Source organism: Brevundimonas sp. AVps31 (genome assembly GCF_058681355.1).
On record NZ_CM178736.1, the window covers coordinates 1,802,095 to 1,814,435 of the forward strand.

General features: G+C 69.0%; 8 protein-coding genes. 5 read left to right on the plus strand and 3 right to left on the minus strand.

What is annotated here, in order from left to right; translation table 11 throughout:
- Window positions 1-151 precede the first annotated feature (151 nt).
- Entirely contained in the window at window positions 152-2,032 is a 1,881-nt protein-coding gene (locus ACW174_RS08640; protein ID WP_492014021.1) for a M1 family metallopeptidase, read from the minus strand.
- A gap of 171 nt (window positions 2,033-2,203) precedes the next feature.
- Window positions 2,204-3,469: a multidrug effflux MFS transporter gene (locus ACW174_RS08645; protein ID WP_492014022.1), complete on the minus strand. Its 1,266-nt coding sequence runs from the start codon at window positions 3,467-3,469 to the stop codon at window positions 2,204-2,206.
- A 104-nt stretch (window positions 3,470-3,573) separates the two neighbouring features.
- Between ACW174_RS08645 and arsC the strand changes: the two genes are divergently transcribed.
- Window positions 3,574-3,924, plus strand: a complete 351-nt coding sequence (gene arsC / locus ACW174_RS08650) for an arsenate reductase (glutaredoxin) (protein ID WP_492014023.1) — start codon at window positions 3,574-3,576, stop codon at window positions 3,922-3,924.
- On the opposite strand, the gene ACW174_RS08655 is transcribed toward arsC, so the two are convergent.
- Entirely contained in the window at window positions 3,921-4,688 is a 768-nt protein-coding gene (locus tag ACW174_RS08655; RefSeq protein ID WP_492014024.1) for a prepilin peptidase, read from the minus strand. The two genes, arsC and ACW174_RS08655, sit on opposite strands and share 4 nt — an antisense overlap.
- Before the next feature lie 288 nt (window positions 4,689-4,976).
- On the opposite strand from ACW174_RS08655, the gene ACW174_RS08660 reads away from it, so the two are divergent.
- From ACW174_RS08660 to gspD, 4 genes are all read left to right on the plus strand, one after another.
- Entirely contained in the window at window positions 4,977-6,500 is a 1,524-nt protein-coding gene (locus tag ACW174_RS08660; protein ID WP_492014025.1) for a beta-helix domain-containing protein, read from the plus strand.
- Window positions 6,501-6,582: 82 nt separating this feature from the next.
- A complete protein-coding gene (locus ACW174_RS08665) occupies window positions 6,583-9,216 on the plus strand; it encodes a TonB-dependent receptor domain-containing protein (RefSeq protein WP_492014026.1) in 2,634 nt (877 codons plus the stop codon).
- A gap of 192 nt (window positions 9,217-9,408) precedes the next feature.
- Window positions 9,409-10,272, plus strand: coding sequence for a type II secretion system protein N (locus ACW174_RS08670; protein ID WP_492014027.1), 864 nt, complete (start codon window positions 9,409-9,411; stop codon window positions 10,270-10,272).
- A gap of 5 nt (window positions 10,273-10,277) precedes the next feature.
- Window positions 10,278-12,338 carry a type II secretion system secretin GspD gene (gene gspD, locus ACW174_RS08675; protein ID WP_492014028.1) on the plus strand — a complete coding sequence of 687 codons (2,061 nt, stop codon included), beginning with the start codon at window positions 10,278-10,280 and terminating at the stop codon, window positions 12,336-12,338.
- The last annotated feature ends 3 nt before the right edge of the window (window positions 12,339-12,341 follow it).

A 12,341-nucleotide genomic window follows, 5' to 3' on the forward strand; every position in this document is an offset into this window, starting at 1 on the left:
GTGAAGCCAAGGCGTCGTCGGACACAGGTTCGGGAAGTCGAATTTTTTGGTTTGGGGCCAGAAGAGAGAAGACACCAACTCAAACAGGAAAGGCCCCCGCCCGGAGGGACGGAGGCCTTTATAGCAGGGCGGTGCGTCAGAAACGGACGTGTCAGTTCGGGCGGCCGACGACGGCGTCGACCGAGCCGGTGGTGACCGGGTGGTAGCCGGCGCGGGCCTGGGCGTAGACCCGGGTGGCGATGGGACGGCCCCAGTCGCCCTCGGCCCACAGGCTGGTGAACAGGGGCAGGACGAATTTGCGGCGGCCTTGGGTGGTCAGGAAATGCTCCAGCGTCGGCACGGCGGGCTGGTAGCGATGCTTCACCGCGATCTGCAGCCAGGCGAAGACGATCTCGGCATTGCCCTCGGCCTTGAGTTTCAGGGTCGATTCCAGATCGGCCAGCTGGGCCGGGGTCAGCCAGCGCCCGTTCGCGCTCGCGACCGGTTGGCGCCAGGCGAGGAAGCGCTGGCGCTCCTGGGTCGACCAGCTGGCCCACGGAATGGCCGAGGCCGGACCGCCAGCGGCGAAGGCGCGGGCCGCCGCGTCAACCGGCACGAAGGCGTTGGAGACCGGCGGCTGCCAGTTGGAGGGCATGCCGGGCTGATAGATCCAGGCGTCCATCATCAACTGGTCTTCCAGCGCGCGGGTCGTGACCAGATGCGTGCGGATGTCCTCAAGGAACAGTTCGGTGGTCATCGGGCGGAAGGCGTTGCGCTCGAAATAGCCCTTCAGCCAGGCGTCGAAGCGCTCGCGGCCGACGATGCGTTCGATGGTGTGAAGGAAGGACGCGCCCTTCTCATAGGCGACGGTGGTCAGGCCCTCGTCCGGATCGCGGCCGGCGAGGTCCAGCTTGAGCCGGGTGTCGGCGGGCGGCAGGCCGGCCATTTCGTCCTGCAGCTCGCCCCAGCCGAGCGATTGCAGCATCAGGGCGCGGTCCTGGCCGTACAGGGCCTCCATGATGCGGTTCTCGAAATAGACGGTGAACCCCTCGTTCAGCCACATGTCGTTCCAGGTGGCGTTGGTGACGAGATTGCCCGACCAGCTGTGCGCCAGTTCGTGCGCGACCAGCGAAACCAGCGACTGGTCGCCGGCGATGATGGTCGGGGTGGCGAAGGTCAGGCGCGGGTTTTCCATGCCGCCGAACGGGAAGGAGGGCGGCAGGACCAGCAGGTCATACCGGCCCCAGCGGTAGGGGCCGTACAGCTGCTCGGCGGCGTCGACCATGGCGGCGGTGGAGACCAGTTCGTCATGGGCGGCGCGCAGGCGCGAGGGCTCGGTCCAGACCCCGGTGCGCTCGTCGAAGGCGGCGAACTCCAGATCACCGACCCCCAGCGCGATCAGATAGGGCGGGATCGGATTGGTCATGCGGAAGCGCCAGGCCTTGCGGCCCGCGCCGGCGGCTTCGCCCCGCGGCGTCAGCTGTTCGGCGCTCATGACCGCGACCAGATCGTCGGGGGCGACGATGCGGGCGTCATAGGTCTGGCGGATGCCGGGGCTGTCCTGCGTCGGCACCCAGGTGCGGGTCAGGATCGCCTGCCCCTGGCTGAACAGATAGGGCTTCTGGCCGCCGGCGGTCTGGGCGGGCGTCAGCCATTGCAGGGCGGCGGCGTCGGGCCGGGTCGAATAGGTGACGACGATCTTCTGCGTCGCGCCGGTGGCCAGGGCCGGGAAGTGGACGGTCAGGGGCTGGCCCTTGATGGCGTCATTGTCGCCGACCACGAACCGCAGCGGCGCGCCCGAGGCGTCGGCGACATTGCGGATGTCGAGGTTCTTGATGTCGAGCACGACCTCGGTCGCGCCGGGACGGCCCTGAACATCCAGGGTCGCCGTGCCGGACAGGGTGTGGGCGGCGAAGTCGGCGCTGAGGTCCAGGGCGACGTGGCGCACATGGGCGATGTCAGGCCGGGCGTAGGTATGGCTGTCGAACGGATAGACGACGGGCGCGGTGGCCGAGGCGGGCAGGGGCGGCATATCCGAACCGGGTGCGGTCATCGCGCATCCTCCCATGGCGGTGGCGAGCGCGAGCGCGGAGACGAGTCCGAGGGTCCGAAGCATGCAGAGTCCTTCCTTCAGCCGTTCGCGGCGGGCGCGTCGGGCCATGTTCTTTCGCTGGCGGGACAACGCCCCGCCGGGTGAAAAAGATCAAGTCCCTGCGACGGGCGACTATTGGGCCGGGTCGGAGGCCGGGCGCAGGTTCCGGGATGTGAACAGCCGGCCCTTCTCGGCGAACAGGACGAAGGCCAGCGCCATCAGGCCCATCACGGTGAAGCCCAGGGTCATCGGCGTGGCCGAGCCGTTGAACGACTGGCCGATGGCGAAGCCCATCAGCGAGCCGATGATGGTCGAGATGAAGCCCTGGGCCGAGGAGGCCGTGCCGGCGATATGGCCCATCGGCTCCATCGCCATGGAGCCGAAATTGCCGGCGATGAAGCCGAAGCAGAACATGGTCAGGGCCTGCAGCACGGCGAAGGTCCAGATCGACTCGTGGCCGGTCAGGTTGATGGCGGTGTGGATGGCGGCCATGGCGATGAAGCCGAGCAGGGCGGTGTGCGAGATCAGGCGCGAGCCCAGCTTCTCCACGAAGCGCGAGTTCAGCAGGCTGGCCACCGCGATGCCGCCCGCGACGGCGGCGAAGACGGTGGTGAACAGCTCGGGCGCCTTGAAGACGTCGTAGAAGATCTGCTGGCTGGAGTTGATGAAGCCGAACAGGGCCCCGGTGATGCAGGTCATGGCCAGGGTGTAGCCGATGGACTGCCGGTTGGTGACGGCCTCGAGGAAGGCGCCGCCGATCCGCCGGGCGTTGATCGGCAGCCGGGCATTGGGATGCAGGGTTTCGGGCAGGCGGATGACGGCCCAGGTCAGGACGATCGCGCCGAACACGGCCAGCACGCCGAAGATCCAGCGCCACGGTCCAACGGTCATGATCAGCTGACCCACCGTCGGGGCCAGGATGGGCACGCCGAGGAAGACCAGGAAGCTGAGCGACATGACCCGCGCCATGGTGCGGCCCGAATAGCGGTCGCGCACGATGGAGACGGCCAGCACCCGGGTGGCGGCGGCGCCGACGCCGGTGGCGACCCGCGCCGCGATCAACAGCTCGAAGGTGGGGGCGAAGGCGCAGGCCACGGCGAACACCACATAGATCAGCAGCCCCCCGATCAGCACCGGCTTGCGACCATAGCGGTCGGCCAGCGGGCCGTAGACGATCTGGGCGCCGCCGAAGCCCAGCAGGTAGGAGGTGATGACCCACTGGCGGGTGTTGTCGGTGACGACGTTCAGCGACTCGCCGATGTGGGGCAGGGCCGGCAGCATGGAGTCGATGGCGAGCGCATTCAGGGCCATGAACATGGCGATCAGGCAGACGAACTCGGGGAAGCCCGGTCCCTTGGTCGCGGGCGGGGCGGCGGCGTCAGACGTGGGGGAGGTCATCCGGGGCAGATGCGGTCATGGTGCGACAATCGCAACCGCGAAGACCGAAATGAGGGGATTTTCCTGGTTGGCCCGCCTGCGTCGTCGGCGGCTATAAGGCGCCCATGAGCGTCACGATCTTCCACAATCCGAACTGCGGCGCCTCGCGCAATGTGCTGCAGATGATCCGCGACACCGGCGTCGAGCCGGAGGTGGTTCCGTACCTGAAGACCGGCTGGACCGCCGAGGGGCTGAAGGCGCTGCTGGCCGAGGCGGGGCTGACGCCGCGCGAGGCGTTGCGGACGAAGGGATATCTGGCCGAGGGGCTGGGGCTGCTGAACGACGGAACGTCCGACGCGACCCTGCTGGCGGCGATGGTCGAGCATCCGGTGCTGGTCGAACGGCCGTTCGTGCGCACGCCCCGGGGGACGGTGCTGGCCCGGCCGAAAGAGACGGTGCTGAACGTTCTTCGCTAGCCCAGCCCGAGCGGTCCATAGAGCCAGGTCAGCCAGACGCCGATGGCGAGGAAGACGCCGAAGGGCAGGCGATCGTCGCCGGAAACCTTCCGCCCGGCCAGCTGTCTGGCCAGAACGACGCTGAGGCCCGAGACAGAGGCCCACAGGAGGACGCTGGGAAGGCCGGCCCAGCCGACCCAGGCTCCGCCGGCGGCGAGCAGGTAGGGGTCGCCGCCGCCCAGTCCCTCGCGTCCGCGCAGGCGTCGATAGGCGAGCGCGAGCAGCTTCAGGCCGACGAAGGCGACGATTGCGCCGATGGCCGCGTCACGCAGGATCTGTGCGTCCAGAAGCATGGCGGCGGCCAGTCCGCTCGCCAGCAGGGGCAGGGTCAGGGCGTCGGGCAGCCAGAAGTTTTCGGCGTCGACGACCGCGATGAGCAGCAGCTGCCAGCCGAGCAGGGCGGTGAGGAGGGCGGCGAGCGGTGTGGGCTGGCCTAGCGACGCCCAAAGTCCGATTGCGGCGCAGCCGGCTTCCATCAGGGGGTAGCGGACCGGGATAACGGCGCGGCAGGCGGCGCAGCGTCCCCGCGAGACGGCGTAGCTGACCAACGGGATCAGCCGCCAGGGCGGGAGGGCGACGCCGCATCCTCCGCACTGTGAGCGCCCGGCCACGATCCCTCGCCCGTCCGGCAATCGCAGGCTGACCAGCCCGAGAAAACTGCCGGCCAGCAGCCCGACACCCGAGAGGGCGATGGCGAGGGCGGCGGTCGGCGTGAGGTCGATCATGTCTGTCCCGGGCTGGGCCGGCCCCGCCGGCAGCAGCCGTCAAAGCGGTTCCGCCTGACCGCGACTAGCGCGGGATTGTGACGATCGCACCGTACCGTGACGGACTTTCATCGAACAGCGACGACAACTTCACGTAAGCGCGCCGGAACCGTCACCGTACGGCGCCCCCACTGTCATATCCGCCTTCTAGGCACTGAGCCGGGCAGGGGGGCGACGCAAGGTCGCGAATGGGGGCTGCGCGCCCCGCACCTCCTGCCGAATGATCCTCTTGGACCAGACACGGTGGAAATGATGACCGGCCTTCGACTGACAACCCTGCTCGCGATTTCCGCCAGCGCCCTGACCCTGGCCGCCTGCGGCTCGTCAGAAGTCGCATCGCCCGGAGAAGGCGACTTCGGCGGCGGCACCGGCGGCGGCGGCGGCGGGCCGACCACGCCCCCGCCCGGCACGCCTGCCGCGGATTGCCCCACCGGCTTCGCCAACGTCGGCCTGATCGCCGCCAACACCCTGCGCGTCTGCCAGCTGCCGCAACAGACCATCGGCAACCTGACCGTTCCGCTGCGCGCCGGCACCATCTACTCCATCAGCGGCCGCACGGAAGTCGGCACCGATCGCGGCGCTGACCCGGCCGCTCCGGTCGCCGGCAGCCAGCAAGGCATCCTGACCATCGAAGCCGGCGTGCGCATCTTCGGCTCGAGCGGCTCGGACTACCTGCTGGTCAACCGCGGCTCGCAGATCTTCGCCGAAGGCACCGCGACCAACCCGATCGTCTTCACCAGCCGCGCCAATGTGGAAGGCACGACGACCGAGAACTCGCAGGGCCAATGGGGCGGCGTGGTCATCGCCGGTCGCGCGCCGACGGCGGTTTGCCCGGTGGGCGTGACGGCGCCGAACGCGGCTTGCGTCGGCCAGATCGAAGGCACCAGCGCCAACTACGGCGGCGCCTCGACGGCCGACAACTCGGGCCGCCTGCGCTACGTCCAGATCAAATATTCGGGCTTTGAAATCTCGCCTAACAACGAGTTGCAAGCCCTGACCCTGGCCGGCGTCGGCTCGGGCACCACCATTGAATATGTCCAGGCCTACAACAGCTCGGACGACGGCATCGAAATCTTCGGCGGCAACGTCAACCTGCGCTACATCGTGATCAACGGCGCGGACGACGACGGCCTGGACACCGACACCGGCTGGCGCGGCGGGGCCCAGTTCGGCATCGTCACCCAGCGCGCCACGGCCGTGACCAACGGCAGCCGCGGCTTCGAATGGTCGGCCGCCCCGTCGGGCACCGCCTTCTTCGCCCAGCCCAAGGTGTCGAACTTCACCCTCGTCGGCCGTAACGCCGCCGTGGCCGCCGACGCCCTGCTGACGCTGAACACCGGCACCCAGCCCACCATCATCAACTCGGTGGTGACCAACCCGTCGACCTCGGCGGCCGCCTGCCTGGACCTCGACGACGCCCAGACGGTGACCAACGCCCCGATCTTCCGGTCGGTCTTCTTCGCCTGTAACCGCCCGTACGAGAACGACTCGAACGTCAACGCGGCGGCCACCGAGGCGGTGTTCATCAGCGCCACGAACGTCGGCAACACCGCCGCCGGCACCTCGACGATGACCGCTCCGGCGGGCGCCACCCTGACGGCCCAGAGCCTGCTCTTCATCAACGGCGCCAACGAAACCGCCGTGACCCCGGCCAACGCGCCGGCGATCTACAGCTGGTTCACCGCCGTGACCTACATCGGCGCCGTCCGCAACGCCGCGGACACCTGGTACGCGGGCTGGACCTGCGGCCTGCAGGCCGGCTCGACCTGCTGACGACGGATGGACGGGCGGCGGTGCGTTTCGCGCCGCCGCCCGGCTACCGACCCCTTCCGTTGATTCCTTCGAGGCGCTGACCGTGAAGACCGTGAAAATGACCCTTGGCGGGCTGCTGCTCGCCACCACCGCTCTGGTCGCGCCGGGTGTCGCCCTGGCCCAGGGCGCGCCGACCACCCAGACCCCGGCCGCACAGGCCGTCCCGCCCATCGACCAGGACACCAACCTGGGCGAGGTCGTCGTTCTGGGCCGCTATATTCCGCAGCCGAACCGGGAAAGCCCGGAGGTGGCCGCCTTCGTGACCGCCGAGGACCTGCAACGCACCGGCGACGCCGACGCGGCGGGCGCCCTGGCCCGCGTCACGGGCCTCTCGGTCGTGGAAGGCCGCTTCATCTATGTGCGCGGTCTGGGCGAGCGCTATTCGTCGGCGCTGCTGAACGGTTCGCCCCTGCCGAGCCCCGAGCCGCTGCAACGCGTGGTGCCGCTGGACCTCTTCCCGGCCGAAGTGCTGGCGGGCCTGACGGTGCAGAAGACCTATTCGGTCTCCTTCCCCGGCGAGTTCGGCGGCGGCGTCGTCGACCTGCAGACCATCAACACCCCGGCCGAGCCCTTCTTCAGCATGCAGGCCTCGGTCAGCGGCAATACGGAGACGTCGAACAAGGACGGGCTGATCTATTACGGCTCGCGCACCGACTTCACCGGCTTCGACGACGGCACCCGGGACGTCCCCGTCCCGATCTCGCTGGCGTTCAGCAGCGGCCAGCGCATTTCGGCGGGCAACTATACCGCGGCCGAGCTGCGCCTGATGGGCCAGTCGCTGGTCAATGCGCCCCTGCGCCTGCTGCAGCGGGAGACCACGCCGGCCAATTTCGGCCTGCGCTTCACCGGCGGCACGAACATGGAAACCGGCATGGGGACCCTGGGCGGGGTCTTCGTGGCCTCGTATGACAACAGCTGGGAAGGCCGCAACGGCGTGCGCCAGACCGGCCGCATCGACAGCGGCGCCCTGGTCACGGCCAACGACTATGGCTTCGAGTCCAACCAGAACGACCTGACGCTGAACTTCCTGGGCGCGATCAGCCTGACCAGCGACACCAACACCCTGAAGTGGACCAACCTCTACGTCCGCAACGTGACCAAGGAAGCCCGCAGCGAAGCCGGCTTCGACGACGCGTCGGGCGGCCAGCGCCGCACGGACTACACCGAGTGGTTCGTCCGCCAGCTGTTCTCGAGCCAGCTGGCCGGGGAGCACACCTTCGGCGCGACCGGCGAATGGGCGTTCGACTGGCGGGCGGCCTATGCCCGGACGTCGCGCGACGCCCCCTACGAGAGCCGCTTCGGCTACGGCCAGAACGTGGCCGGCGACTGGATCCACGACATCGAGACCAATGCGACCTCGTTCAGCACCCTGGACGACGACATCGTCTCGGGCGGGGCGGACGTGCACTACACCCTGCCGCTGTCCGACAGCCGCGAAGCCGTGTTCTCGTTCGGCGTCGCCTATTCGGACAACAATCGTGAATCCGAGCAGCGCACCCTGCGCTTCATCGCCCCGAACGGCCTGTCGCCGGACCAGCTGGAGTCGCGCGTCGACTTCCTGTTCTCCGACATCAACATCGGGCCGTATCTGCAGATCGAGGAAATCACGGGCAGCAACGGCGCCGCCGCCTTCGACGGCCAGCTGACGGTCAAGGCCGCCTACGCCCAGGTCGCGGCGGAGGTCATTCCGCTGGTGAACCTGAACCTCGGCGTGCGCCTGGAGCAGGGCGAGCAGACCGTGGTCCCGCGCGACCTGTTCGGCGGCTCGACCGGCTTCCTGCCGACCGAGATCGAGGAGGAGTACGTCCTGCCGGCCGGGACCCTGACCTGGAATTTCGCCGAGGACATGCAGCTTCGTTTTGGCGCGTCCAAGACGATCGGTCGTCCGCAGTTCCGCGAACTGGCCCCGCAGCAGTACACGGACGTCGAAAGCGACCGGACCTTCATCGGCAACCCCTACCTCGTCGACACCGAGATCATGAACGTCGACGCGCGCTGGGAATGGTACTTCGCCCGCGAGCAGTATGTGACCGCCGGCCTGTTCTACAAGGACCTGGACAAGCCCATCGAGTCGAGCGTCGTCGACCAGGGCTCGTCGATCTCGCAGACCTTCCTGAACGCGCCCAACGCCACGATCATGGGCGCCGAGCTTGAGGTGAAGAAATATCTCGAGTTCGCCTCGGACATGGACTTCATCGCCAACAAGCGCTGGCTGGTCCAGGCCAACTACACCTATTCGAAATCCGAAGTGAACGTGGACGCGGGCGACACCGTCATCACCCAGAACAGCCTGGGCGTCGCCCAACCGGCCTCGTTCTACGTGGTCGACGGCAGCCGCCTGCAAGGCCAGTCCGAGCACGTCGCCAACCTGCAACTGGGTTGGGAAGACGACACGGCGCGGTCGCAGGCGACCCTGATCGCCAACTACGTCTCTGAGCGCACCTCGGCGCGCGGCCGTCCGGGCGAACCCGACCTGATCCAGGAGCCGGGCCTTCAGCTGGACTTCGTCTTCCGCAAGGACTTCGACTACGCCGGTCGCGAATACGGTGTCGCGTTCGAGTTCCGCAATCTGCTGGGCGAGGAATTCCTCGAATACCAGGAGCTCGGAAATCGGGTGATCATCAACGGTTATGAACTGGGCACGAGCGGCTCGGTCAGCCTGACCGCCCGCTTCTGATCCAGCGACAGAGGGCCGATTCCATCCGGAGTCGGCCCTTTTCGTTTGTACCTTTTCGATGACGCTTCGTCCGTTGGCGGTCTAACCGTCACGGCAAGTTCGCGGCGCCGTCATGGGGCCGTGAAGCCCGAACCCGGACGATTGGTCTAGGAACGCTTCGGGCCGTCGGGGCCCGTGCCGGGCGTCCCTCTCGTGATCGCTGTCCTTCGCCACTGGAGCACCTCCGCCCGCGCCTTCGCGCAGGATGTGGCGGCGCGTCCGGGCCGGCTGCGGCCCTTCGCTGAAGGCGTGCTGGTGGCCGTGCTGCTGGTGCAGACCGGGCGTCTGGTGTGGCTGTTCGCCGCCCCGACGTCTCCCGTCGCCACCGTGGACGCGCCGGCCACGCCCCGTCCCGTGGACACCTCCATCTTCCAGCGGTTCGACGCCTTCTTCCGGACCGGCGGCCAGTCCAGCATGGCGGAAGACACGGCCACGGGCAGCAGCCAGATGCGTCTGTTCGGCGTTCGCGCCGACGGGGCCGGCGGCGGCTCGGCCATCATTGGTCTGGCGGACGGTCGCCAGGTCTCGGTCGGGGCCGGCGAGGCGGTCGAGCCCGGCCTGATCCTGCAGTCGGTGGGTGAGGATCATGTCATCCTGTCGCGCGGCGGCTCCCTGAGCCGCCTGATCTTCGCCGACACGCCGGTCGGCGCCGCGGCTCCGCCCCCGCCGCCCGCCACGCCCCAGGTCGTCGCCCCTCCGGCCCCCGCCGCGGCGCCGGCCTCGGCCCAGGCCGTCGTGGTCGATCCGGCCCGGCTGATGGCCCAGGCCTCGCTGCGCCCCCGGATGCGGGGACTGGGCGTCAATGGCTTCACCGTCTCCGCGACGGGCGACGGCGCCGCCGTGCGCGCCGCCGGCCTTCAATCCGGCGATGTCATCCTCGCCGTCAACGGGACCGAGCTGAACAGCCTGGACCGTATCTCGGCCCTGCGCCGCGACCTCGCCAACAGCCCCTCGGCCGAAATCCGCTACGAGCGCGGCGGCCAGGTGCGCACGATCACCATAAGGACCGCCCGGTGAACCGCATGAGCCGAAACGCCGTCTGCGCCGTGCTGGCCGGGCTGATGATCGCCCAGGGGCCGCTGGCCGCCGAGCCCGCCATGGCCCAGGCCGCCACGCGCCAGACCCTGAACGTGCAGGGCGCCGACATCCGCGCCTTCATCCAGGACGTGGCCCGCATGACGGGCCGCACCTTCATCGTCGATCCCGCCGTCAGCGGCACGGTGACCGTGACCAGCGAGCGCGCCCTGTCGCGGTCGGAACTGTTCGAGGTCTTCCTGTCGACCCTGCGCGCCAACGGCCTGGTGGTGACCCGGACGGGGTCCGGCGCCTATCGCATCAGCCCGGCGCAAGGCGCGGCGCAGGGACCGGCCACCGTGGGCTCCGAACGGTTCTCCACCGAGGTCTTCCAGCTGCGCAATATCGACGCCGCCTCGGCCGCCGAGACCATTCGCCCCCTGGTCGGAGCCCAAGGGCAGGTGCTGGCCAATCCCGCCGGCAACAGCGTCGTGGTCGCCGACTTCGCCGACAACCTGACCCGTATCCGCGCCCTGATCGCCCGGATCGACGTGGATCGCGCCAGCTTCGAGGTGATCACGCTGGAGAACTCCTCGGCGCGCGAGATCGCGGCCGTCCTGCAGTCGGTCCTGGCCCCTCCGGGCGGGCAGGCCGGACAGGGGATGGTGTCGGTGACGCCGGTCGACAGCTCCAACTCCCTGGTCCTGCGCGGGGACCCCGCCGCCGTCGCCCGGGTTCGCCCGCTGGTCGAGGACCTGGATCGCCGGGCCGAGTCGGCAGACGACATCAAGGTCATCTTCCTGCAGCACGCCAATGCCGAACAGCTGCTGCCGGTGCTGCAGCAGATCGTCGGCCAGCCGATCACGGCGGCCCAGGCCAATGCCGTTCCCACCGCCGGCGCTGACGGGGCGACCGCCCCGGTGGCCGCCGCGCCGGTCGCGCCCGCCGCGCCGGGCCAGCGCGCCACCATCGCCCGTTTCCCCGGCGCCAACGCCCTGGTCATCTCGGCCTCCGCGGACACCCAGCGGATGCTGGCCGAGGTCATTCGCCAGCTCGATCAGCGCCGTCAGCAGGTCCTGATCGAGGCCATTGTGGTCGAGCTGAGCGACACCGCCGTCCGCGAACTGGGCGTGCAGTGGCTGATCGCCGGACAGGACGGCAATCCCATCGGCCTGACCAACTACAGCGACAGCGCCGTGCCCCTGCTGCCCATCGCCGGCGGAGCCGCCGCGGGTCAGCTGGACGACGATGATCCGTTGCGTGAACAGCTGCAGAACCTGGCCCTGAACACCCTGCTGGGCGCCAACGGCTTCGTCGGCGGCGGGGGCGGCACGATCGGCAACGGCCTGTTCGGCTTCATCATCAACGCGGCCAAGTCGGACGCCGGGTCCAACCTGCTGCAGACCCCCTCGCTGATGACCCTCGACAATGAGGAGGCGACCATCCTCGTCGGTCAGGAGGTGCCCATCACCACAGGCGAGACCCTGCTGGACGGCAACTCCAACCCGTTCCGGACGACGCAGCGCCAGGACATCGGCGTCAAGCTGGTGGTGCGACCGCAGATCAACGCGGGCGGCTCCATCACCCTGCACCTGCGCCAAGAGGTGTCGAGCATCAACGGCGTCCTGACAAACTCGGCCAGCGATCTGGTCCTGAACAAGCGCGAGCTGGAAACCACCCTGGTGGTGGACGACGGCGACATCGCCGTGGCCGGCGGCCTGCTGGACCAGAACGACCGGCTGGCGGTCGACAAGATCCCGGGCCTGGGGGACATGCCGTTGATCGGCGGCCTGTTCCGCTCGACCAGCCGCCAGCGCGGTCGCACCAATCTGATGGTCTTCCTGCGCCCGACCATCATCCGCTCGGCGGCCGACGCCCAGCAGCTGACCGCGGATCGCTGGGGCTATATGCGCGACCAGCAACTGCGCAACGATCCGACGCGCGAACCCAGCCTCGATGAGATGCTGCGCGACTACATGCGCACCCAGCCGCCGGTCGCGCCGGCGCCGGCGCTGGTCCCTGGCGAGGTGGTCATCTCGCCCCTGCCGCCCGTGGCCTCGCAGGAGTGACCC

Bases quoted from the DNA above. Each gene is read 5' to 3' on its own strand.
- gspD (WP_492014028.1), top strand. From the start codon at position 10,278: ATGAGCCGAAACGCCGTCTGCGCCGTGCTGGCCGGGCTGATGATCGCC.
- ACW174_RS08645 (WP_492014022.1), bottom strand. From the start codon at position 3,469: ATGACCTCCCCCACGTCTGACGCCGCCGCCCCGCCCGCGACCAAGGGA.
- ACW174_RS08655 (WP_492014024.1), bottom strand. From the start codon at position 4,688: ATGATCGACCTCACGCCGACCGCCGCCCTCGCCATCGCCCTCTCGGGT.
- ACW174_RS08640 (WP_492014021.1), bottom strand. From the start codon at position 2,032: ATGACCGCACCCGGTTCGGATATGCCGCCCCTGCCCGCCTCGGCCACC.
- ACW174_RS08660 (WP_492014025.1), top strand. From the start codon at position 4,977: ATGATGACCGGCCTTCGACTGACAACCCTGCTCGCGATTTCCGCCAGC.
- arsC (WP_492014023.1), top strand. From the start codon at position 3,574: ATGAGCGTCACGATCTTCCACAATCCGAACTGCGGCGCCTCGCGCAAT.